This is a genomic window from Nocardia vinacea NBRC 16497 (assembly GCF_000308835.1).
Classification (GTDB): Bacteria; Actinomycetota; Actinomycetes; order Mycobacteriales; family Mycobacteriaceae; genus Nocardia; species Nocardia vinacea.
Genome location: NZ_BAGN01000018.1, coordinates 18795 through 41436 on the forward strand (window position 1 = coordinate 18795; position 22642 = coordinate 41436).

The window sequence follows — 22642 nt, forward strand, 5'->3', positions numbered from 1 at the left end:
GGGTGCGGGGAGATTGCTCGCGCCCGAGATTTTGGAGGTGTCCTCGATTGTCGGCCAACAATCACGTCGGTGGGCCGGGGCATGTGAACGGCGGTGCCGTTGCGAATGCCAGCGCTTTCGACGAATTCGACGAACCGGTCAAGTACAACGGTGCGGGCCCGGCCCAGCCGGACCTGATCGCACTGGAGACTGGCAGCCCATTCGATCAGCCCCGCGCCGAGGCCGCGATCCGAGAACTGCTGATCGCGGTCGGCGAGAATCCGGACCGGCCCGGCCTGATCGATACGCCCGCGCGGGTCGCCCGCGCCTATCGGGAGATGTTCGCCGGGCTCTTCACCGAGCCGGATGCGGTGCTGAACACCACCTTCGACGAGGGGCACCAGGAACTGGTGCTGGTTCGCGATATCCCGCTGTACTCGACCTGTGAGCACCATTTGGTGTCCTTTCACGGCGTCGCGCACGTCGGCTACATTCCTGGCCCCCACGGCCGGGTAACCGGACTGTCCAAACTGGCCAGACTGGTCGATCTGTACGCCAAGCGACCGCAGGTGCAGGAGCGGCTGACCAGCCAGATCGCCGATGCCGTCATGCGCAAGCTGGATCCGCGCGGCGCCATCGTCGTGATCGAGGCCGAGCACCTGTGCATGGCCATGCGCGGTATCCGCAAGCCCGGTGCCAGCACCACCACCTCCGCCGTGCGCGGTCTGCTGCAGTCCAACGCCGCCTCGCGGGCCGAGGCTCTCGATCTGATCCTGCGGAAGTGAGGCACCGCGCGGTGTCGACTCATGCCCCCGATCCTCTCCGGAGCAGTGTCGCGCCGCGCGATAGTCGCTCCTGTGTGGTGATGGGTGTCGTGAACGTCACCAGCGATTCGTTCTCCGACGGCGGCCGCTATCTCGATCCGAGCCTGGCCATCGCACACGGCATCGAGCTGTACGAGTCGGGCGCCGACATCATCGATATCGGCGGCGAGTCGACCAGGCCCGGTGCGGTGCGGATCGACCCGGAAACCGAGGCCGCGCGGGTGGTTCCGGTCATTCGCGGCTTGGTAGCTGCCGGTGTGCCGACCAGTGTGGACACTATGCGGGCCGGTGTCGCCGAGGCGGCGATCGCGGCCGGAGTTTCGGTCGTCAACGATGTCTCCGGTGGCCGCGCCGATCCGGATATGGTGAAAGTCGTTGCGGCAGCAGAGGTTCCGTGGATCCTCATGCACTGGCGGGCGGGCGCGGACTATCGGCACACCGGTCCGGCCGACCACTACGACGACGTGGTCGCCGAGGTGCTCGCCGAATTGACCGCGCAGGTGGACCTGGCCGTAGCGGCAGGTGTGGATCGGTCCCGGCTGGTACTCGATCCCGGCCTCGGTTTCGCCAAGAATGCCGAACACAATTGGGCGCTGCTCGGCGCACTGCCCGAATTGGTCGGCCACGGGCTGCCGATTCTCATCGGCGCCTCCCGTAAACGATTCCTCGGCGCCCTGCTCGCCGATGCCGCGGGGCCGCGCCCACCCGACGGCCGGGAGACCGCCACCGCGACGGTGTCGGCGTTGGCCGCCCTGCACGGGGCCTGGGGTGTCCGCGTCCACGATGTGCGCGCCTCGCTGGATGCTATTGCAGTGACCGACGCCTGGCTGCGTGCCGCCCGAAACAGCACCCGAGGAGCCGCGAAATGACCGCAGCATCGCGCAGCGATGCGATGAGGGGTGGTAGCCGGGAGACGGGTACGCCCGAGCAGCTGGACCGGATCGAGCTGCGCGGCTTGCGCGCCTATGGCTATCACGGCTGCTTCGACTACGAACGCCGCGACGGCCAGGAGTTCCTGGTTGATCTGACGGTATGGACCGATTTCGCCGCCGCCGCGGCCACCGACGACCTCGCGAACACCATCGACTATGGCGCCCTCGCCGAGCGCGCCGTGCAGATCATCCAGGGCCCGCCGCGCAATCTCATCGAAAAGGTGGTCGCCGAGATCGCCGACGATGTGATGACCGATCCCCGCATCCAGTCGGTCGAGGTCGTCGTGCACAAACCGTCCGCGCCGATTCCACACACCTTCGCCGATGTCCGCGTGGTCACCTCGCGGCAGCGGGGAGTCGTGGCATGAGTGAGCGCGAGGTGGAGCAATGAGTTCCGCTGTCCTGTCGATCGGCTCCAATCTGGGCGATCGACTCGCACATCTGCGCAGTGTTGTCGAGGGGTTGGGGGATCGGGTGGTCGCGGTTTCGTCGGTGTACTCGACTGCGCCATGGGGTGGGGTCGAACAGGACGACTATTTCAATGCCGTTGTGCTGGTTGATGATCCGGAGTTCGGCGCGCACGATTGGTTGCGCTTCGGGCAACAGTTGGAGCAGGCCGCCGGGCGGGTGCGCGAGGTGCGTTGGGGCGCGCGCACTCTCGATGTCGACGTGGTGTGGTGTGCCGAGGGCGGCGTGGTCTGCCGCAGCGATGATCCGGAATTGACCTTGCCGCATCCGCAGGCACACAACCGGGCCTTTGTGCTCATCCCGTGGCTGGATGTGCAGCCGGACGCGGAACTCGATGTCGATGGAACCGTGCGGCCGGTGCGCGACTGGCTCGCCGAAATCGACGCGGCCGAGCGCGCCGGAGTCCGGCCGACCGAATTCGTGCTGTCGGCTGCCGCGGAGGGATCGGCGTCGTGAAACTGAAGCCGACCCGGATCCTCGATCTCATCGCCAATGTCGTTGTCGCGGCGCTCATCGCCTGGGTGCTCACGCGGATGGCCTATGGCAGTTTCCCGCCGATCTCGATTTACGCGGGCGCATCGCTTTATCCGGTCGCCGCGATCGAAGTTGCGCTCGGCTTCGTAATCCGCGGACGGGTCAATGAACATCAGATCGGCGACGGCAGCCATCAATTGCATCCGATCACCGCGGCCCGCGCGGTCGCGTTGGCGAAGGCGTCCGCGCAGGTCGGCTCGCTTGCCGCCGGTGTCTGGCTGGGTTTCCTTTTCTGGGTGTTTCCGCAGCGCGGCACCTTGAATGCGGCGGGTGCGGATAGTCCCGGCGCCATTGTCGGGATGCTGGCGGGGGTGGCTTTGGTAGCTGCGGCGCTATGGCTGGAGTATTGCTGTCGGGCTCCCGAGGACCCTTCGGACGATCCGGCAACTACATAGCAAATAATCCCGTTGGAATCACCGCACGGTAATCTGGGCGCGGCTGGCTGATCAAGCTACCCTGGCGTGCATGGTTTCACCCTCCCGTAGCAGCACCTCTCGTCGACGGCGGGACGACGCGGGAAAATTGTTCATCGGCGTATTGATTCTGCTCGGTCTGGTTGCCAGCGTTTTCCTGGTTTTCAGTGACCGTCTGCAGTTTGTTCGGATCGGCTTGGTGGCGGCGCTGTGGGCGGCCGTCATCGGCGCTTTGGCCGCGACGCGGTACCGCAAGGAAGCCACGATCGATAAGGCCAAGGTCCGTGACCTGCAGACGGTGTACGAGCTCCAGTTGGAACGCGAGGTGACCGCCCGGCGCGAATACGAGCTCGGCGTCGAGGCGCGGGTGCGCGCGGAAGTGGGTGCCGATGCGGCCGAAATGGCCGCGCTGCGCGCCGAACTCACCGTGCTCCGTGAGAGTCTGCAGCGGCTCTTCGACGGTGATCTGCCGATGGATCGACCCGCATTGCGCGCCGATGCGACCCGGATTCACGAGTTGCCGAGCGCATTCGGAAATTCGGCCAACAATAGCTCGGCGAATGCCGACACCTGGCTGGACATGGCGTTCCAGCAATCTCCCAGCACCTTTACTCCGGTCTTCGAATCGGATCATCCGGAGCCTCCGCGGTTCGCCAGCCCCTTCGACGATCCGGTGACCGCGGAGACCGCGATCGTCTCCCTCGACGATCTCGATGATGCGGATATCGCCGACGCCGAGGTCGATGACGACCCGCTCACCACCACCGGCGGCTGGGCCGACGCGTTCACCGAGGATCCGGAAAAGACCGGTGTCCCGCCGCGGCTGCAGCCGTTGGAGTACACCGTGTCACCGCGCCTGTCGGAGCCGGAGCCGTCCGAACCCGAGTCGCATGACCTCTCGACACCGGAGCCCGCCCCGACGCCACACCCGGAGCCCACCCCGCATCCGACAACCGCGGTCCCGCCCCTTGGCGCCAGCTCCCGCCGCCGTCGCCGAGTAGATCCGGATGCTGACTCCGGCAACTCGTCACGCCGACTTTCGGTCGCCGAGATCATGGCCAACCTGCAGTCCGAAGAGAAGGGCCGTACCGGGCGCTGATCAGCGCCGAGCGCTGACGGTTCCGCACCAGCGACCTCCACGAGGCGAGTCTTACGAGCGGCCCGTTCGCGGCCCGTCGCGGCCATCGAACACAGCCGAGTCGTGGAAGCGCATGTGCAGCAGGCGCGGGGCTCGGCTATCCGAGGCGTGTGCATCTTGTGCCGAACGGCCCGCCACGGGCGACCACCACGGAGCGAGTCTCGACGGCTCGGACGCGAGACACAGGGGGCCGCGAACACGCCGCGCCGCAGGCGCGGCAAATCCAACACAACACTGCGGTGTAAATCACGCGGGTGCCCCGTGGCATCGGCGAGCTGTGGGCCGATATTCTCGGTGCGGAACGTCTGGTACCCGGCTGTCCGGGACTGGAACGACATCGAGAGGACAACGTTGACCTCGAGAAGCGTCAACCCTGACAACGCTGCTTCGGGTGACCCCGCGCCTGCACGCTTGACGGTGGGAATCGTCTCGGCGGGACGCGTCGGCTCCGCACTCGGCGCGGCGCTCGAGCGCGCCGGACATGTGGTGTTCGGCGTGGCCGCCATTTCCGATGCGTCGGTGCATCGGGCCCGCACTCGACTACCCGAGTCCGAGATCCTGCCGGTCGAGGAGGTGGCCGCACGCAGCGAACTGCTGCTGCTGGCCGTACCCGATGCCGAACTACCCGGGCTGGTGCGCGGACTCGCATCCGCGGGTGTGGTCCGGGCCGGCAGTATCGTCGCGCACACCTCCGGCGCCAATGGCGTCGGCGTGCTTGCTCCGCTGGCCGAGCGTGGCGTATTGCCGCTGGCCATCCATCCGGCCATGACCTTCACCGGACACGATGAGGATGTCGCTCGTCTCGGCAATGCCTGCTTCGGCATTACCGCCGCCGACGAAATCGGCTTCGCCATCGCGCAATCGCTGGTGATCGAAATGGGTGGCGAGCCGGTTCGGGTGCAGGAGGAAAATCGCCAGCTCTATCACGCCGCGCTCGCACACGGCAGTAATCACCTGGTCACGGTCATCCTGGACGCGGTCGACGCACTGCGCGCCGCACTGGCGGGCCCCGGGCTGCTCGGTCAGCAGATCGTCGACGATCAACCCAACGGTCTGGCCGAACGCCTGCTCGCCCCCTTGGCCTCCGCAGCGCTCGACAATGCCCTGCGCCGCGGTCAGTCGGCGCTGACCGGCCCGGTGGCGCGCGGCGACGCGGATGCCGTTGCCGCGCATCTGACCGCCCTGGAAGCGGTCGATACCCGTCTGGCCGCGGGCTATCGCGCCATGTCGCTGCGCGCGGCCGAACGCGCCAAGACCAATCCGGCTCTGATCGAGCTGCTGGAGGGAGGCCGATGATGGATCCGAAATTGCGTGGCACATACCGGCGCGGCGAGCTGACCGTGCACCACGATCCCGACGTGATCGCCGCGGTCTCCAAGGCCCTGCGCGGTGTCGGACGTACCGTCGGCCTGGTGCCGACCATGGGCGCACTGCACGAGGGGCATCTCGAGATCGTGCGCCGGGCCAAGCGGACCAATCAGGTGGTCATCGTCTCGATTTTCGTGAATCCGCTGCAGTTCGGTGCGAACGAGGATCTGGACAAATACCCGCGGACCCTCGACGCCGACGTCGAATTGCTGCGCAACGAAGGTGTGGAGCTGGTATTCGCGCCGAGCGCGTCGGATATGTACCCGGACGGGCCGCGCACCACCGTGCATCCGGGCCCGATCGGCGCCGAGCTCGAAGGCGCCAGCCGCCCGACGCATTTCGCGGGCATGCTGACCGTGGTGGCGAAGCTGCTGAATATCGCGCGCCCGACCGAGGCGTTCTTCGGCGAGAAGGACTATCAGCAGCTCACGCTGATCCGGCAGATGGTGCGTGATCTGAATATGGACGTCAAGATCGTGCCGCTGCCGACGGTTCGCGAACCCGACGGCCTCGCACTGTCCTCCCGCAATCGGTATCTCGATGCGGCACAGCGCGAATCGGCGCTGGCCCTGTCGGCGGCGCTGGCCGCGGGTCGGCATGCGGGCGGGCTCGGCGCCGATGCCGTGCTGGCGGCCGCCCGCGCGGTGCTCGGGGCGACCCCCGGTGTCGATGTCGACTATCTCGAATTGCGGTCGTCCACGCTCGGCCCCGCCCCCGCGAACGGCAATGCGCGGCTGCTCGTCGCCGCCAAGGTCGGCCCGACCCGCCTGATCGACAACACCGCCGTCGCACTCGGCGCCCCTGTGGGCAGTGTTGTTTCGAGCGACCTGCAAGCAGTCGCTAGCGGCGGCCACCCCACACTTCCCGATTCGCGCACCGCCGCGACCGACTCCCAGCCTGCCCAGGCCAATTTCTAGGAAGGGCGACAGCGATGTTGCGCACCATGATGAAGTCGAAGATCCACCGTGCCACGGTGACCCATGCCGATCTGCACTATGTCGGCTCGGTGACCGTCGACCAGGATCTGCTCGACGCCGCCGATCTGCTCGAGGGTGAGCAGGTCTGCATTGTCGATATCGATAACGGCGCCCGCCTGGAGACCTATGTGATCGCCGGTGAGCGCGGTTCGGGTGTTATCGGGATCAATGGCGCCGCCGCCCATCTCGTGCATCCCGGTGATCTGGTCATCCTGATCGCCTACGGCATGATGGACGAGGCGGAGCTGAAGGAATACGCCCCGAAGGTCGTCTTCGTCGACGAGCACAATCGTGCGACCGATCTCGGTTCCGATCCGGCGCATGCCCCGGCGGGTTCCGGTCTGGTCACCCCGCGCTCACTGACAACCGTCTGATGCTGCTGACCATCGATGTCCGAAATACGAGCATCGAGCTCGGATTGTTCTCGGGCAGTGGTAGTCACGCGAAGTTGGCGCGGCACTGGCGGATGCATACCAATCCGCTGCTGACCGCGGACGAATTCGCCATGCAGGTGCGCGGATTGGTCGGTGATCAGGTCGAGGAGATCGTCGGAGTTTCGGCGTTGTCCACCGTGCCGCCGGTACTGCGCGAGATCAGATCGATGCTCACTCGCTATTGGGATCATGTGCCGCATGTGGTGGTGGAACCTGGTGTGCGAACCGGTATTCCGCTGCTCGTCGACAATCCCAAGGAAATCGGCGCGGACCGCATCGTGAACACCCTTGCCGCACATCATCGTTTCGGCGCGGCCGCGATTGTCGTGGATTTCGGCACCGCCACCACCGTTGATCTGGTATCGGCCAAGGGCGAGTTTCTCGGCGGTGTGCTCGCACCGGGTGTGGAGATCTCCAGTGAGGCGCTCATCGAGCGTGCCGCATTGCGCCGGGTGGAGTTGGCGCGGCCGCGTTCGGTGGTCGGCAAGAACACCGTCGAGGCCATCCAATCCGGCGCGATATTCGGCTTCGCCGGTTTGGTGGACGGTCTGATCGATCGGATTCGCGATGAATTCGATGCATTCGCCGGTGACGATGTCGCGGTGGTCGCGACCGGCGCTACCGCACCGTTGATCGTGCCCGAATCGGAGACCATCGACCACCACGAGCCGCATCTCACATTGACCGGATTGCGCCTGGTCTACGAGCGCAATCAGCGCCGTAAGGGTGGTTGATATGCCCACCCGGGGTGCTCACGGATGACCAGGCGCTTTGCCGCCGGTTTCGGCGCTGCTACACTCGCATCCGTGTATTCCCGCGTGAGCACCCAGGAGTGTTGTCGAGGCTGACCTGCCTCGACCGATCGAGGCTGACCAAGTCCCTCGACCGTTGACATACTCCTGGAGATTCGCTGATGCGTTCTTCTGTTCTTTCCCTCGATTCCGCACGTAACGCCCTTTCGGCTACCCCGCCGCTGGATCGTGCCGTCTCCTCCGCATTACCCACGCGCCTGCGTCCCGCCGATCTGCTCCGGCTGACCGATGAGGGCGCCGAAGACGTACTCGCGGGGCGCTATGACCATCTGTTGCCCGCCAATGGAATTTGGCCGGCCGATGAGCGCTGGGCCACCCGGCTGCTTTCCGACGACGAGGTCGATGTCTGGCTGATCAGCTGGACTCCCGGCAAATCCACCGAATTGCACGATCATGCCGGTTCGCTCGGCGCATTGACCGTGCTCAGCGGTGCGCTCTCGGAATTCCGCTGGAACGGAACCGAACTGCGCCAACGCACCCTGACCGCGGGTGATCAAGCCTCGTTCCCGATCGGCTGGGTGCACGATGTGATGCGCGCGCCGGCCGCTAGCGACTGCTTGCAGGTCGCTCGAAACGGCGCCGCTAGCGACTGCTTGCAGGTCGCTCGAAACGGCGCCGCTAGCGACTGCTTGCAGGTCGCTCGAAACGGCGCCGCTAGCGACTGCTTGCAGGTCGCTCGAAACGGCACTGCCGTCGAATCCGTCGGGCCGCTCGATCCGACGCTCAGCGTGCACGCTTATTCACCGCCGCTCACCGCCATGTCCTATTACGAGGTGACCGGCCACGGCACCCTGCGGCGCTCCCGAACCGTCCTCACCGACCAGCCCGAAGGTGATATGTGATGACCCGTTTGTCCATCGATCAGATGCTCGAGAACGCGCGGGCCCGCCTGAATCGGATCTATGCCTTCGAAACGCCGCAGGCGCTCGGTCGGGGCGCGATTCTGGTCGATATCCGGCCGCAGGCGCAGCGTGCACGTGAGGGCGCACTGCCGGGCGCGCTGGTGATCGAACGGAATGTCCTGGAATGGCGTTTGGATCCGTCGAGTTCGGCCCGGCTGGCACTGGCCACCGATCACGATGTGGAATGGATCGTCGTCTGCTCGGAGGGCTTTACCTCCAGTCTCGCCGCGGCCGCGCTGCAAGAACTCGGTCTGCATCGGGCCACCGATGTGATCGGCGGCTATCAGGCATTGAAGGCCGCCGGTTTGCTCAGTGTCGGGGTCCGGGCGCCGCACTTCGCCCGCGAGGTCGAGGCACTGGCAACACTGTAAATTCGGGCCGAACCACTTCCATCTCGAAACATACGGGCGCGCACCGGCTTTCGCATGATTGCCGGAGCGCGCCCGCTTTTCGGCGGGCCGGGGAAGGGCGCGAAACAGGGCATGACGGACCGTTCCGGGCACGGCTGATTCGTTAGCGGCCGGTCGTGCCCGGGCGGCCCGCAAATCGATTTCCGGTGCCCGCTAGTGTTGTTGAACGTGAGCAACCCGAACACGCCTTCATCCGGTCGCTCCGCGGGTTCGGTTCCTGCGGGGCAAGCCAACCGTCCCGCGCCCGCCGCGGACGATGTTCCGGAGCAGATGCGGATTCGGCGCGAGAAGCGCGAGCGGTTGATCGCCGATGGTGGTGATGCCTATCCGGTGGTGGTGCCGCGCACACATACTCTCGGCGAAATTCGGGCCGCCTATCCGGAGCTCGAGCCGGACACCCAGACCGGTCTGCAGGCCGGTGTCGTCGGGCGCGTCATTTTCCTGCGTAATACCGGCAAGCTGTGTTTCGCGACGCTGCAGGAGGGCGACGGCACCAAACTGCAGGCGATGATCAGCCTCAACGGTGTCGGAGCCGACGCACTGGCGGCCTGGAAGGCCGATGTAGACCTCGGAGACTTCGTATTCGTGCACGGTGAGGTCATCTCCTCCCGGACCGGTGAATTGAGCGTAATGGCCGATTCCTGGGCCATGTCGGCCAAGGCCCTGCGGCCGCTGCCGGTGGCGCACAAGGAGATGAACGAGGAGTCGCGGGTTCGGCAGCGCTATGTCGATCTGATCGTGCGCCCGGAGGCCAGGGAAATGGCCAGGACCAGGGTTGCGGTGGTGCGCGCGCTGCGCAATGCGCTCGAGCGCCGCGGCTTCCTCGAGGTGGAGACGCCGATGCTGCAGACGCTGCACGGCGGTGCGGCGGCGCGACCGTTCGTCACCCATTCCAACGCCCTCGATATCGATCTCTACCTGCGAATTGCGCCCGAACTGTTCCTCAAGCGCTGCGTGGTGGGCGGCCTGGAACAGGTCTTCGAGATCAACCGGAACTTCCGGAACGAGGGGTCGGACTCCACGCATTCCCCAGAGTTCGCAATGTTGGAAACCTATGAGGCATACGGCACCTACGATGACTCCGCACGGATGATTCGAGAATTGGTGCAGGAAGTTGCCGAGGAGGTCTTCGGCACGCAGGTGGTAACCCTTGCAGATGGCACCGAATACGATCTCCGCGGGGAGTGGGCGACGGTCGAGATGTACCCCTCGCTGTCGGACGCACTGGGTGTATCGGTGACTCCGGAAACCTCGATCGAGGAATTATTTGCGCTCGCTGATCGGGTCGGACTCGAAATTCCCGAGGACAAGGGCTATGGCCACGGCAAACTTGTCGAAGAACTGTGGGAGCATCAGTACGGCGACAAGCTCTACGCCCCGACTTTCGTGCGTGACTTCCCCGTCGAGACATCACCGCTGACCAGACAGCATCGCAGCAAGCCCGGAGTTACCGAGAAGTGGGACCTCTATGTGCGCGGCTTCGAGTTGGCAACTGGCTATTCGGAGTTGGTCGATCCGGTGATCCAGCGCGAGCGGTTCGTGGATCAAGCGCGGCTTGCCGCACAAGGTGATGACGAGGCGATGGCACTCGACGAGGACTTCCTCGCGGCGATGGAGCACGGCATGCCTCCGACAACGGGTACGGGTATGGGAATCGATCGCTTGTTGATGGCACTCACGGGATTGGGAATCCGGGAAACGATACTGTTCCCAATTGTGCGTCCAGTCACTCGCTGACGATCGGATTGCATAGTTCGGCCCTCGTCTTGGAATTTTTCGAATTCGGGGTATTCTTGCCTCGGGTAATCGGCCTAGTATGCGGGTCGCACGATTTCGAGAGGACGTTCATCTCATGGCAAAGAAGGTCACCGTTAGCCTGATCGACGATGTCGATGGTGAGTCCATCGCGGACGAGACCATTGAGTTTGCGATCGACGGTGTGTCGTACGAGATCGACCTGTCGTCGGCAAATGCGGCGAAGCTGCGCGACGGCTTGGAAGAGTGGGTTTCGAGTGCTCGGCGGGTGAGTGGTCGGCGGCGGGTCAAGGCTGCGGTCGCTGCTCCCGGAGCTGCAAAGAGCCGGGTCTCGATCGATCGTGAACAAAGCGCTGCAATTCGCGAGTGGGCGCGCCGGAATGGACACAAGGTGTCCGCGCGGGGTCGTATCTCGGCCGACATCACCGATGCGTACAACAAGGCCGCGAAGGGCTGAGTTCTTATTTATTTGGGCTGCCGCCCGGGCGAATCGTGCGACGCCCGGGCGGCGGCTCGTTTGTGATAGGCCTTCGATATGAGGAAGGTTCGGAGTCGACTCGATCTTGCTCGCGGTACCAGGACGCGGCACCATGGAACTGTGCGAAGAGCGTCACTGGCGGTATGGAGAGATGAGGTATCGGCGCAGTGACTGGTTTCGTCGGATCGCTATTGCGATTCACTGATGACTCGGGTCGGCAGCAGGAGTTCATGCTCACCCCGGACCAGCAGCGCGTTACCATCGGGCGTTCCCCGCAGGCCGATCTGGCGCTGCGCTGGGACGCGGAGGTTTCGCGGCTGCATGCGGCGGTCGAATATCTCGGCGCGCACTGGACGATCGTCGATGACGGCCTGTCCCGCAACGGCACCTTCGTCAACGGGGAGCGACTCGTCGGGCGGCGGCGGCTGATGGCGGGCGATCGGATCCGGGTCGGTACCTCGCTGGTCTCGTTCCATGATTTCGGTGGCGTTGTCGATGATGCGACGCGGACCTCGACCGGCGCTATTCCCACGCTGCGCTCACTGACCGATACCCAGCGCGCGGTGCTGGTCGCACTGTGCCGTCCATATAAGAACGGTGCGGGTTTCGCGACTCCGGCTTCGAATCAACAGATCGCCGAGGAATTGTTCCTCAGCGTCGATGCGATCAAGACACATCTGCGGGCACTGTTCGCCAAGTTCGGTGTGGAAAATCTGCCGCAGAATCAGAAAAGAGTCCGACTGGCCGGTTTGGCCATGCAAAGTGGGTTGATCTCCGACCGAGACTTGTGACGCGAGCGAGCGTGGACTCTCGCTTAGGTGGCCGAGCGCTTGAACCATGGATGGTCGCGACGGTTGTCGGTGTACTTGAAACATCGCCGGACCGAGTAAATCGGACCAGGTCCGGGTATCGAGGTAGGAGAAATTCATGTTCGCGCTACGACTCGCCGCGCTGGTGGCGGCCACCCTCGCAACCGGCTTGATCGCGGGCGTTTTCTACGCTTATGCGACATCGGTGATGCCCGCGCTGAACCGCACCGACGATCGCGCGATGATCGATGTGATGCAGAAGATCAATGTGGTCATCATCAACCCGTGGTTCATGCTCGGATTCCTCGGCACCGTCGGCTTCACCTTTCTCGCGGCGGCGCTGCACCTCGGCAAGGAACACCGCACCACCTTGATCTGGCTCGGTGTGGCCTTGGCACTCAATGTGATCGCCTTCGCGATCACCTCCGGATTGAATGTTCCACTCAACGACCAACTCGCGGCGGCAGGGGACCCGGCCCAGATCGGTGACCTGGCAAAGGTGCGCGCCGATTTCGAATCCGCTTGGGTCCGTTGGAATATCCTCCGCGCAATCCTGCACACACTGGCCTTCTTGGTGCTGACCGGGGCGCTGTTCGTGGCGGGCATCCAACACGGCCGCACGCAGGCCGCGGGTGCGATTGGCACGCAGCAGGTTTCGCAGTCTCGGCCGATGCCGAGTGTCGGTCCGCAAACCGCCGGTCAGCCGTACCGCGCGCCGATCATGGCTCAGCAGTACGGATTCGGACAGTCTGGTTCGCAGTCGACGGGTGCGCATTCCCTGGCCTAGAGTCGGCCCGCGCCCCGACCGTAATACCGCTGGCTTTCTCTGCCGCTGTCGGCGGGTCGATCACTGATCGACCCGCCGACAGCGGTTTTGGTGTACGAACTCCGAATCCAATAGGGCAGCGGCCGTTCTCGCGGATAAGTACGCCGAATTTCGTCATCCTGGTGGCTGCTGTGGGCGGGGTGGGCAGGAATGCCGCCGCACCGGCTGAAACTGCCTTACGGCCGATCTGCGGGCCGAAAACGGTGCCGCCGTCATTCGACCGAACTGATCGGCCTCGACCTCGCACCGGCGGTGCTATCGGACGTCGCCTTGATCCGCACGGTACTGATGCCCGCGGCCGGGCGAATGATGAGCGAATGGAACTGGTGAGCATCCACCCCGCTGTGGAAGCCGCACGCGCGCATCGAGATCCGCGAGCGCCAGCCCGCACGGCAGGCCCGTCGTCATGGTCGCGGGCAGTGGCAGCAGGTGAATCTGCTTGCCCACCAACATGGTCATCTGCTCGAGGAAAGCCGACCGGTCCCATGGGGAGGGCACACGCAACGTCACGGTCGAAACGGTACCGGACTCATGCGCCTCGAAGTATGGGCGGCGCAGCGGCTGGGGGCGGCGACAATTCGTGCCGAGACTTCGCTGAACTACCTCCATAGCGGCGATAAGTTGCGCTACGTTCTGGAACACGTTCCAGATTTTGGAGGTCTCCATGCGGCGTGTTTCCGGGTCCGCGTTCGTTGTTGCCGTGCTGGCCGTGCTGTGGATTGGTGCGGGTGGTAGTGCGCAGGCCGAATATCCGGTCGACTACAACTTCTTTGCCGGAATTCCGAATGAGCTGGTGAATCATGGTGGCTCGCTGCCGGGTTCGAATGATTGGGGGTGTCGACCCAGTGCGGCGCATCCGAATCCGGTGGTGCTCGCGCACGGTACGGGTGGTGGGGCGCAGACGAATTGGGGGTTGTACGCTCCGCTGCTCGCGAACGAAGGTTACTGCGTCTTCTCGCTGACCTACGGCGCCTACGATCTGCCGTGGCCGATCTCCGCGGTGGGCGGGATGCTGCCGATCGAGCAGAGTGCGGTGCAGTTCGGTGCGTTCGTGGATCGGGTGCTCGCGGCGACCGGGGCGAGCAGGGTGGATGTGGTCGGGCATTCGCAGGGCACGTTGATGCCGAACTACTACGCCAAGCGGCTCGGCGGTGCGGACAAGATCGATAAATATGTATCGATCGCACCGGCCTGGCGCGGTACCAATGCCGGCGGCGGGGCGGATGTGGCCGCATTCGCGGACCGGCTCGGCGCCGGGCCCTACTTCCAGGCGGCGGCGGGTTCGCTGTGCCAGGCCTGCACCGAGCTGTTGCGCGATTCGGCGTTCCTGCGGGATCTCAACAGCGACGGCGTCTACGTTCCCGGCATCACCTACACCAACATCATGGCCGGCCTCGACGAGATCGTCGTCCCCTACGACTCGGGCTTCGTGCCCGGGCCGAACGCGACGAGTATCGTCGTCCAGGACGGCTGCGCGACCGACTTCTCCGAACATCTGGCAATCGCGGGCAGTCCCCGCACCGCCCGCTTCGTGCTCAACGCCCTCGATCCGGCGCATGCACGTGAGGTGCCGTGTGAGTTCGTCCCGCCGTTCACCGGGTAACACCACGCCTGGGAACGGTGACCGGCGATTTCGCTGAGGGCAAAACCTGAGCGGAAACGTATCCCGCAACTAGCACGTTATGAGTGAATGACCGTGCTGTCGCCGGTCCCCAATAGGGTGGACTGGAGGCGGCGTAATCCCCTGCCAACTAGAGTGGAGGCCGGGGCCGCAACCCCCGGGCTTCATGGCAGGCTGACGCCACAGAAGCGTCGGACGCCAGAATGTCGGAGCAGGAGAGTGAGGGAGCGATGTTCGAGAGGTTCACCGACCGCGCGAGGCGCGTCGTTGTCCTGGCCCAAGAAGAGGCCCGGATGCTCAACCACAACTACATCGGCACCGAGCACATCCTGCTTGGGTTGATCCACGAGGGCGAGGGTGTAGCGGCGAAGTCGCTGGAATCCCTTGGAATTTCGCTGGAGGGTGTGCGCAGCCAGGTGGAGGAGATCATCGGCCAGGGCCAGCAGGCCCCGTCCGGTCACATCCCGTTCACCCCGCGTGCCAAGAAGGTGCTGGAACTGAGCCTGCGCGAGGCGCTGCAGCTCGGCCACAACTACATCGGCACCGAGCACATTCTGCTCGGCCTGATCCGTGAAGGTGAGGGTGTCGCGGCGCAGGTGCTGGTGAAGCTGGGTGCCGATCTCAACCGGGTGCGCCAGCAGGTCATCCAGCTGCTGTCCGGATACCAGGGCAAGGAACCGGTCGAATCCGGTTCGCGCGGCGAGGCCGGGACCCCGTCCACCTCGCTGGTGCTGGACCAGTTCGGTCGCAACCTGACCCAGGCCGCCCTCGAAGGCAAGCTCGACCCGGTCATCGGCCGCTCGAAGGAAATCGAGCGCGTCATGCAGGTGCTGAGCCGCCGCACCAAGAACAACCCGGTTCTGATCGGCGAGCCCGGTGTCGGTAAGACCGCCGTGGTCGAGGGCCTTGCGCAGGCCATCGTCAACGGTGAGGTGCCGGAGACGCTGAAGGACAAGCAGCTCTACACCCTCGACCTGGGTTCCCTGGTCGCGGGCAGCCGCTACCGCGGTGACTTCGAAGAGCGCCTGAAGAAGGTGCTCAAGGAGATCAATACCCGCGGCGACATCATCCTGTTCATCGACGAGCTGCACACGCTCGTCGGCGCGGGTGCCGCCGAGGGCGCGATCGACGCCGCTTCGATCCTGAAGCCGAAGCTGGCCCGCGGTGAGCTGCAGACCATCGGTGCGACCACCCTCGACGAGTACCGCAAGTACATCGAGAAGGACGCCGCACTCGAGCGCCGCTTCCAGCCGGTCCAGGTCGGCGAGCCGACGGTCGAGCACACCATCAATATCCTCAAGGGTCTGCGCGACCGCTACGAGGCGCACCACCGGGTGTCCATCACCGACGGCGCGCTGGTGGCCGCGGCTACCCTGGCCGACCGCTACATCAACGACCGGTTCCTGCCGGACAAGGCGATCGACCTGATCGACGAGGCCGGTGCGCGCATGCGCATCCGTCGCATGACCGCCCCGCCGGACCTGCGCGAATTCGACGACAAGATCGCCGATGCGCGCCGGGAGAAGGAAAGCGCCATCGACGCGCAGGACTTCGAGAAGGCGGCGCGGCTGCGCGATAAGGAAAAGCAGCTGGTCGCCAAGCGCGCCGAGCGCGAAAAGCAGTGGCGCTCCGGTGATCTGGATGTCGTGGCCGAGGTCGACGACGAGCAGATCGCAGAGGTGCTGGCCAACTGGACCGGTATCCCGGTGTTCAAGCTCACCGAGGAGGAGACCACCCGTCTGCTCCGCATGGAGGACGAGCTGCACAAGCGGATCATCGGTCAGGAGGACGCGGTCAAGGCCGTGTCGAAGGCGATCCGCCGTACCCGCGCCGGTCTGAAGGATCCGAAGCGTCCCTCGGGCTCGTTCATCTTCGCCGGTCCGTCCGGTGTCGGTAAGACCGAGCTGTCCAAGGCGCTGGCGAACTTCCTGTTCGGCGACGACGACGCGCTCATCCAGATCGATATGGGCGAGTTCCACGACCGCTTCACCGCATCGCGGCTCTTCGGTGCCCCGCCCGGGTACGTGGGCTACGAAGAGGGCGGCCAGCTCACCGAGAAGGTGCGCCGCAAGCCGTTCTCGGTCGTTTTGTTCGACGAGATCGAAAAGGCACATCAGGAGATCTACAACACCCTGTTGCAGGTCCTCGAGGACGGTCGTCTCACCGACGGCCAGGGACGTACGGTCGACTTCAAGAACACCGTGCTGATCTTCACCTCGAACCTGGGTACCTCGGACATCTCCAAGGCGGTCGGCCTGGGCTTCACCCAGTCCAACGCCGAGGGTTCGAACTACGAGCGGATGAAGCTCAAGGTCAACGACGAGCTGAAGAAGCACTTCCGGCCCGAGTTCCTCAACCGCATCGACGATGTGATCGTCTTCCACCAGCTCACCACGGATCAGATCGTGCAGATGGTGGACCTGATGATCGGCCGCGTCGCCAAGCAGCTGAAGAACAAGGACATGGAGATCGAACTGTCCCCGCAGGGCAAGGCACTGCTTGCCAAGCGCGGCTTCGATCCGGTGCTCGGCGCTCGGCCGCTGCGCCGGACCATCCAGCGTGAGATCGAGGACCAGCTGTCGGAGAAGATCCTCTTCGGCGAGATCGGTCCGGGACAGACCATCGTGGTCGACGTCGAGGGCTGGGACGGCGAGGGCTCCGGCGAGAACGCCAAGTTCACCTTCACCGGCAAGGCGAAGCTGACCAAGGCGGCAGCGACCGAGGAGAAGCCGGAGGTCGTGCTCACGGGTGCGGGCGAAGGCACCACCACGGCCGAGGCCGCAGGCGAGTAAGTCGCAACGTGTGGAAGATGCCGCCCACCGGATTTCCGGTGGGCGGCATTTTTCTGGAATTCGCACGCTCGAGCAGCGGCGTACCGTGGGGAGCGGTCATTCGGACAACTATCACGGGGGTGCTAGGTGACAAATTCAGATCTGACATTGATCGCGGTTCTGCTGGATCGGTCGGGTTCCATGCAGGCGATCAAAACCGATACCGAGGGCGGCTTCGATGCCTACATCGAAGAACAGCGCAAGGTGCCGAAGTCGACGTTGGTGACGCTGGCTCAGTTCGATACCGAATACGAACTGGTCTATGCGAATCGGCCGATCACCGAGGTGCCGCCGCTGAGCCTGCAGCCGCGCGGTGGAACCGCACTGTACGACGCGTTAGGGCGGCTGGTCACCGATGTCGGCACCGAACTCGCGGCCCGTCCCGAGCGCGAGCGGCCGGGCACGGTGATCGTCGTGGTGCTGACCGACGGGCACGAGAATTCCAGTCGGGAGTGGACGCATGCCGCGGTGCGGGCGTTGATCACCCAGCAGCAGGAGGTGTACTCCTGGGACTTCGTATTCCTCGGCGCGAATATGGATGCGGTGGCGGTCGGCTCCGAGCTGGGCTTCGATCCCCGTCGCTCGCTCACCTACGGCGCGACACCGGCGGGTGCGGCCGGAGTATTCGCCTCGGCGGCGGCGTATTCGGCGCGGCGCAGTATGGCCGCGCCCGGACAGGCTGTGGATGGTTTCACCGATGCCGAACGGCGGGCGGCGAATCCGGACGGGCAGTAGTTTCGCAGGCCGGTGGTGGTGCCTGCCGCCACTGAGTCGCGCGGCGGAACCGCGCTCCAGGGATGGGGCCGCACCGAACTCGCTGCCGTTGCGATTACGAGCGACCGGGCACGCTGATTGTCGAGGTGCGCACCGACGGGCACGAGAGTTCCGGGGCTGATCGAGGGCCACATCGGCGCGAGGCCGCGGTCGCGAGGATTGCGACCGCGGCGTTGTAGCGGCGGGTTCATGTGCGCATCCGCGCCGCGGGACGGTTAGGCAGTGGGGTTCGTGAACCGGGCGAGGGCTGGGACGAAGGCTTGGGCCAATTCGCCGGGGACGATCAGTTCATCGATGCCGTACTTCTCCCTGCGGTATTCGAGCACCTCGGTGACGGTGGCCGGATCGCCGTCGAGCACGCCCGCCGAGCCGGCGGCGCGCAGTCCGTCCGCGGTGAGTCCGAGCCGCTTGCTCAACCAGAACGGCAGTTCGTCACCGATGCCGACCAGTTGATGGGTGAAGCGCACATCGCGATCGGTGTTGTCCCGCACCACCCGTACCATTTCGGCGAGATCGGCCTCGGTGGCCTCAGGTCCGGCGGCCAGTAGCACTCGATCGGCGAAACCTGCTGCGACAGCGAGCATTCGAGGTCCATTCGCGGCGACGACGATCGGCGGCGCCGGATCGACCTGTTCGCGAACGGCATGCACGGTCGCGATGAGTAGCTCGCGGCGCTGGGCCGGCGAACCCCAAGGCATGCCGAGTCGTTCGGCCTCGGCGTTCGCATCGGGACGCCCCGACCCGATGCCGAGTTCGAATCGTCCATCCGAAAGCAGTTGCAGCGCAGCGGTTTCCCGCACCGTGACGGCGGGGTTGCGCAGGGGAGCGGCCAATACGTTCGGGCGCAGCCGGACCGTGGTGGTCACCGCCGCGGCGGCCGCGAGCGCCGGGAAGGGCGAAGGGGTGTTCAGTGTGTCCGGAAGCAGGATCGTCCGGTAGCCCTGCTGCTCGGCGCTCTGTGCCGCGCGGGCCCATTCGGCGCCGGAACGCGGTGTGATGACGATGCCGAAGGTCATGCTCATGGTGTGGTCTCCCGTGATGCGAATGATGATTGGGTCGGTGTGCGGACGTGTGCCGGCGATATTCGTCGCGGTGCCCGCCGCCCATGGGGCCGATGCGGCGGGCACGGTCTTTGCCGAATGGCTCAAGTGGTGGGAGTTTCGCCACCGCGCGGTTTGCCGCCGCGTTCGCGCAGCACCGCCAGCCGACTCCGATATTGGTCCTCGGTGATCTCGCCGCGCGCGAATGCGGTACGCAGCGCGCCGATTCCGCTCTGGTGTCCCCAGAACCGCCGCCGCGCGAAGACGACGATGACGATGAAGGTGACCCAGAACAGCAGCGGAAAGATCCAGAAGAACGGCCAGGGATGCCACCCGCCGTCATAGTGATCGGCCAACAAGGTCATGGCTTCGGGTTGAGTGAAAATGTTCATGCCCCAACCCTGCGCCCGAGGCCCCCACCCGGACATCGGCCTGTCGACGATAGTCGCCCTACGCCTGTGCGCGTATACGGCCTCGCATAACCACTGGGCTCCTCGCACACGGGGTGCGAGGAGCCGGGAAGTCAGGCGAGGGCGGCGTCGAGGGTGATGTTGTCCACCCCGGCGAGGGCCTTGCTGACCGGGCAGCCCGCCTTGGCGGCGGCCGCCGCGGCGGCGAAGCCGTCGGCGTCCAGGCCGGAGACCCGGCCACGGACGGTGAGTTTGATGGCGCTGATGCGGAAGCCGCCGTCCGGATCCGGGCCGAGGGTCACATCGGCGGTGACGTCCAGGCTCTCGGGCGTGCCGCCGGCATTGCCGATCTGGGCCGAGAGGGCCATGGCGAAGCAGGAGGAGTGCGCGGCGGCGATCAGTTCCTCGGGGCTGGTGGTGCCGTCGGCGTCGTCGGCGGCACGCTTGGGGAAGGAGACGTCGTACTTGCCGACACCGGAACTGGCCAGCTCGACTTGGCCGGAGCCGTCCTGGAGGCCACCGGTCCAAGCGGTGCGCGCGGTACGTGTGGGCATCACGGTCCTTTCGAAGATGTGTGAATCACAATTCGCAGTCGAACCTACCCCCGCCGCCCCGGCGACGCGTGCGAAGGCGGCAGCCGGAATCGAGTGCCGCAGCGGGTGACGGTCAGGCGCGCTCGGCCGTGCGCCGATCGAGCTGTTCGAGCACCAGCGGCCAGGCCTGCGAATGCCGGTCGCGGGCGGCTTCATCGGCAAATCCCGCGTGCGCCAGGCGAAGCCGGGTGCCGGCGTCGGTCGGTACGAGCTCGACCGTCACAACGGTCTCCGCGCCCTCGGTGCCGCCCGCCCCGGTCACCCAGGTCAGCTCGACGATCTGATCCGGAACCAGGCGCAGGAACCGTCCGTGGTGCGGGCTGCGCATGCCCTGATATTCGGTCTCGAAGAAGAACGGCTCGTTCACGGCCGGTCGCATGAGGACCGAGCCGGGGGTCGCGAACCAGTGGTCGAACCGCTCGGTCCAGGCCCGGTACAGCGCCGGTGGCGACGCCGTCATCGTGCGCTCGACTTCGAGCCCAAAGGGTCGCGACGACAGATCGGGTACCCGCACTGGTTCGATCATGCTTCGGACTGTACCGCCGGATCTGGTCACTCCGGATTGGTGACGCGCGCCAGCACGATGCCGCCGAGAATCAGCGACAGCGCCAGCAGCCGTCCGGCGCTCATCGGATCCTTGTTGACCACGACACCGAGGCCGATCGCGCCGATCGCGCCGATTCCGGTGAAGACCGCATAGGCCGTGCCGACCGGCAGCGTCTGCATGGCCCGCGACAGCAGGTACACCGCGACCGCGCCGAGTACGAAGCAGATGACGGTCGGGACGAGGCGCGTGAAGTTCTCGGTCGGCTTGATGCTCTGCGACCAGATGATCTCCACCACTCCGGCGACGCCGAGAATGATCCAGTTCATCAGTCCTCCGATCCTTTCGAGCGATCCGCGAGCAGTCGCTGGCGACCGGCCAGCTTGCGCGCGGATTCCATTGCGGCCGAGTAGGACTCGTCATGCTTGCCGCGCAGATGAGCAAGTGCCGCGTCCTGCCTCGAGTTGGCGAGTTCCGCATTGACGAAGACGGTGTCGGTGACGGCGAAATGGCCCGCGAAGAAGTCGCGGAGGTAGCGCTCTTGGTAGTCGAAGGCTGCCTTGGGAGCGCCGGGTGCATACGATCCGCCGCGTGCCGAGACGACGACGAATCGCCTGTGGCCCAGAGACATTCGCGGAAAGGTCACCTGATCGAGCCAGGCCTTGAGTGCCGCCGGGATCGAGTAGTTGTACATCGGGGTGCCGATCAGAATCACATCGGCGGCCAGCACCTCGGCCAGCAGCGGCTGCACTATCACCCAGGCGGCGGCCTGTTCCGGTGTGCGGACCAGTTCGGCGAGGCGGTTCAGATCGGTGCCGGGTTGGGCGAGGACGGCGTCGCATAGTTCGGTCCATGCCTCGTCGATGAAGGGCACTGGCTCGGCCGCCAGGTCGCGATAGATGTAGCGGCTCTCCGGATTCTCGGCGCGCCACGCCTCGGCGAATGCCGCGCTCAGTTCCCGACTGATGGAACGACGCCGGGCGCTGGCGTCGAGGTGCAACAACGTGCTCATGATCTCTCCCGCGAATTTAACTGGACACTATGTCCGGTTGATACGGTACCGATAACTGGACATTCTGTCCACTTACTTGAAAGTCGAGTACAGTCGGGGCCGTGAACAGCGATATGGACCTGCTCAGCGGGTATTCGGAGCCCGCGGTACCGACCGAGCGCGCGGACGCGGCCCGCAACCGAGCCAAAGTGCTCGCCGCGGCCGCCGAACTGTTCGCAACGCGGGATCCGCGCACTGTCACGATGGACGACATCGCCAAGGCGGCGGGGGTCGGTCGCGGCACGTTGTATCGCCGCTATCCGGATAAGAATTCGATCGCCGTCGCACTGCTCGACGAACATGAACGCGCACTGCAGGAGCAGCTGTTGCGCGGTGAACCACCGCTCGGTCCCGGCGCACCACCCGCCGAACGGCTCGCCGCCTTCTACGCCGCCATGGTCGAATTATTGGACGGGCACGCGGATTTGGTGCTCGGCGCGGAGACCGGCGGCACGCGGTTCGCCACCGGTGCGTACGGCTTCTGGTTCCTGCACGTCCGGTCGCTGTTGGTGGCCGCCGGCGTCGCGGAACCGGACGCCATGGCCGATTCGCTGCTCGCGCCGCTGGCCGCCGAGGTCTACCGGCATCAGCGGGCACGGGGTCTCAGTTCCGCGCAGATCGCGGCAGTGCTGGCCGAACTGGCCCATTCCGTGCTGTCCGAGCCCTGAATGCATCGAACCGCTGACGAACTGCTGTCCGCCAACGGTTTTCGGTGCCTC

Annotated in this window: 26 protein-coding genes and 2 pseudogenes; 21 read left to right on the plus strand and 7 right to left on the minus strand. The window is 65.4% G+C overall.

The annotated features are described in order from the left end of the window. Positions 1–173 precede the first annotated feature (173 nt). The 17 genes and pseudogenes from folE to ON44_RS02700 all read left to right on the plus strand — a co-directional run bounded on the left by folE (position 174) and on the right by ON44_RS02700 (position 13020). Positions 174–764: a GTP cyclohydrolase I FolE gene (gene folE, locus ON44_RS02625; protein WP_040686186.1), complete on the plus strand. Its 591-nt coding sequence runs from the start codon at positions 174–176 to the stop codon at positions 762–764. A gap of 80 nt (positions 765–844) precedes the next feature. Beyond that, positions 845–1672 carry a dihydropteroate synthase gene (gene folP, locus ON44_RS02630; RefSeq protein ID WP_040686157.1) on the plus strand — a complete coding sequence of 276 codons (828 nt, stop codon included), beginning with the start codon at positions 845–847 and terminating at the stop codon, positions 1670–1672. A gap of 23 nt (positions 1673–1695) precedes the next feature. Beyond that, the gene (gene folB / locus ON44_RS02635) at positions 1696–2103 is read left to right on the plus strand and encodes a dihydroneopterin aldolase (RefSeq protein ID WP_040686187.1); all 408 of its coding nucleotides are present in this window, start codon (positions 1696–1698) and stop codon (positions 2101–2103) included. A 19-nt stretch (positions 2104–2122) separates the two neighbouring features. Then, positions 2123–2659 (plus strand): 2-amino-4-hydroxy-6-hydroxymethyldihydropteridine diphosphokinase, encoded by a 537-nt coding sequence (gene folK / locus ON44_RS02640; RefSeq protein WP_040686158.1) that lies wholly within the window; start codon positions 2123–2125, stop codon positions 2657–2659. Positions 2660–2661: 2 nt separating this feature from the next. Continuing rightward, entirely contained in the window at positions 2662–3132 is a 471-nt protein-coding gene (locus tag ON44_RS02645) for a DUF3180 domain-containing protein (protein ID WP_040686188.1), read from the plus strand. A gap of 70 nt (positions 3133–3202) precedes the next feature. Further along, entirely contained in the window at positions 3203–4249 is a 1047-nt protein-coding gene (locus tag ON44_RS02650) for a DUF6779 domain-containing protein (RefSeq protein ID WP_063721504.1), read from the plus strand. Between the two features lie 390 nt (positions 4250–4639). Continuing rightward, positions 4640–5584, plus strand: coding sequence for a Rossmann-like and DUF2520 domain-containing protein (locus tag ON44_RS02655; RefSeq protein WP_051181399.1), 945 nt, complete (start codon positions 4640–4642; stop codon positions 5582–5584). Continuing rightward, the gene (gene panC / locus ON44_RS02660) at positions 5581–6573 is read left to right on the plus strand and encodes a pantoate--beta-alanine ligase (protein ID WP_051181400.1); all 993 of its coding nucleotides are present in this window, start codon (positions 5581–5583) and stop codon (positions 6571–6573) included. Before ON44_RS02655 ends, panC begins: the two co-directional genes overlap by 4 nt. Before the next feature lie 14 nt (positions 6574–6587). Further along, positions 6588–7007 (plus strand): aspartate 1-decarboxylase, encoded by a 420-nt coding sequence (panD, locus tag ON44_RS02665; RefSeq protein ID WP_040686161.1) that lies wholly within the window; start codon positions 6588–6590, stop codon positions 7005–7007. Beyond that, positions 7007–7801, plus strand: coding sequence for a type III pantothenate kinase (locus ON44_RS02670; protein ID WP_040686162.1), 795 nt, complete (start codon positions 7007–7009; stop codon positions 7799–7801). Before panD ends, ON44_RS02670 begins: the two co-directional genes overlap by 1 nt. A gap of 179 nt (positions 7802–7980) precedes the next feature. Beyond that, a pseudogene (locus ON44_RS53695) lies at positions 7981–8421 on the plus strand (cupin domain-containing protein); the annotation flags it as partial. Between the two features lie 171 nt (positions 8422–8592). Next, positions 8593–8721 (plus strand): annotated as a pseudogene (locus tag ON44_RS53700) (cysteine dioxygenase); the annotation flags it as partial. An 8-nt stretch (positions 8722–8729) separates the two neighbouring features. Continuing rightward, a complete protein-coding gene (locus tag ON44_RS02680) occupies positions 8730–9152 on the plus strand; it encodes a rhodanese-like domain-containing protein (RefSeq protein ID WP_040686191.1) in 423 nt (140 codons plus the stop codon). 309 nt (positions 9153–9461) lie between these two features. After that, positions 9462–10928 carry a lysine--tRNA ligase gene (lysS, locus tag ON44_RS02685; RefSeq protein ID WP_040686192.1) on the plus strand — a complete coding sequence of 489 codons (1467 nt, stop codon included), beginning with the start codon at positions 9462–9464 and terminating at the stop codon, positions 10926–10928. Positions 10929–11043: 115 nt separating this feature from the next. Next, positions 11044–11403, plus strand: a complete 360-nt coding sequence (locus tag ON44_RS02690; protein WP_040686163.1) for a histone-like nucleoid-structuring protein Lsr2 — start codon at positions 11044–11046, stop codon at positions 11401–11403. A 251-nt stretch (positions 11404–11654) separates the two neighbouring features. Beyond that, positions 11655–12215 (plus strand): FHA domain-containing protein, encoded by a 561-nt coding sequence (locus ON44_RS02695; protein ID WP_083897622.1) that lies wholly within the window; start codon positions 11655–11657, stop codon positions 12213–12215. Between the two features lie 136 nt (positions 12216–12351). Then, positions 12352–13020 (plus strand): anthrone oxygenase family protein, encoded by a 669-nt coding sequence (locus ON44_RS02700; protein WP_083897621.1) that lies wholly within the window; start codon positions 12352–12354, stop codon positions 13018–13020. Between the two features lie 294 nt (positions 13021–13314). Here ON44_RS02700 and ON44_RS49880 read toward each other — a convergent pair whose 3' ends face one another. Beyond that, positions 13315–13569, minus strand: coding sequence for a hypothetical protein (locus ON44_RS49880; RefSeq protein WP_157187037.1), 255 nt, complete (start codon positions 13567–13569; stop codon positions 13315–13317). A 154-nt stretch (positions 13570–13723) separates the two neighbouring features. Between ON44_RS49880 and ON44_RS02710 the strand changes: the two genes are divergently transcribed. From ON44_RS02710 to ON44_RS02720, 3 genes are all read left to right on the plus strand, one after another. Beyond that, positions 13724–14662, plus strand: coding sequence for an esterase/lipase family protein (locus tag ON44_RS02710; RefSeq protein WP_040686166.1), 939 nt, complete (start codon positions 13724–13726; stop codon positions 14660–14662). 248 nt (positions 14663–14910) lie between these two features. Then, the gene (locus ON44_RS02715) at positions 14911–17472 is read left to right on the plus strand and encodes an ATP-dependent Clp protease ATP-binding subunit (protein WP_040686167.1); all 2562 of its coding nucleotides are present in this window, start codon (positions 14911–14913) and stop codon (positions 17470–17472) included. A 126-nt stretch (positions 17473–17598) separates the two neighbouring features. Further along, positions 17599–18246 carry a vWA domain-containing protein gene (locus ON44_RS02720; protein WP_174414969.1) on the plus strand — a complete coding sequence of 216 codons (648 nt, stop codon included), beginning with the start codon at positions 17599–17601 and terminating at the stop codon, positions 18244–18246. A 254-nt stretch (positions 18247–18500) separates the two neighbouring features. Here the strand turns inward: ON44_RS02720 and ON44_RS02725 are convergent, their stop codons facing one another. The 6 genes from ON44_RS02725 to ON44_RS02750 form a co-directional block, all read right to left on the minus strand. After that, on the minus strand, positions 18501–19433 hold the full coding sequence (locus tag ON44_RS02725; protein WP_245566985.1) for an LLM class flavin-dependent oxidoreductase: 933 nt from the start codon (positions 19431–19433) through the stop codon (positions 18501–18503). Continuing rightward, positions 19430–19717 (minus strand): SHOCT domain-containing protein, encoded by a 288-nt coding sequence (locus tag ON44_RS02730; protein ID WP_040686168.1) that lies wholly within the window; start codon positions 19715–19717, stop codon positions 19430–19432. Before ON44_RS02730 ends, ON44_RS02725 begins: the two co-directional genes overlap by 4 nt. Positions 19718–19848: 131 nt before the next feature. Then, positions 19849–20289 (minus strand): OsmC family peroxiredoxin, encoded by a 441-nt coding sequence (locus tag ON44_RS02735; protein WP_040686169.1) that lies wholly within the window; start codon positions 20287–20289, stop codon positions 19849–19851. Between the two features lie 112 nt (positions 20290–20401). After that, a complete protein-coding gene (locus ON44_RS02740) occupies positions 20402–20854 on the minus strand; it encodes an SRPBCC family protein (RefSeq protein WP_040686170.1) in 453 nt (150 codons plus the stop codon). Between the two features lie 26 nt (positions 20855–20880). Next, entirely contained in the window at positions 20881–21201 is a 321-nt protein-coding gene (locus tag ON44_RS02745; protein ID WP_040686171.1) for a DMT family transporter, read from the minus strand. Then, positions 21201–21884 carry an FMN-dependent NADH-azoreductase gene (locus tag ON44_RS02750; protein ID WP_040686172.1) on the minus strand — a complete coding sequence of 228 codons (684 nt, stop codon included), beginning with the start codon at positions 21882–21884 and terminating at the stop codon, positions 21201–21203. The genes ON44_RS02745 and ON44_RS02750 overlap by 1 nt, the downstream gene beginning before the upstream one ends. Positions 21885–21985: 101 nt before the next feature. Between ON44_RS02750 and ON44_RS02755 the strand changes: the two genes are divergently transcribed. Further along, positions 21986–22591, plus strand: a complete 606-nt coding sequence (locus ON44_RS02755) for a TetR/AcrR family transcriptional regulator (RefSeq protein WP_245566986.1) — start codon at positions 21986–21988, stop codon at positions 22589–22591. Positions 22592–22642: the final 51 nt, after the last annotated feature.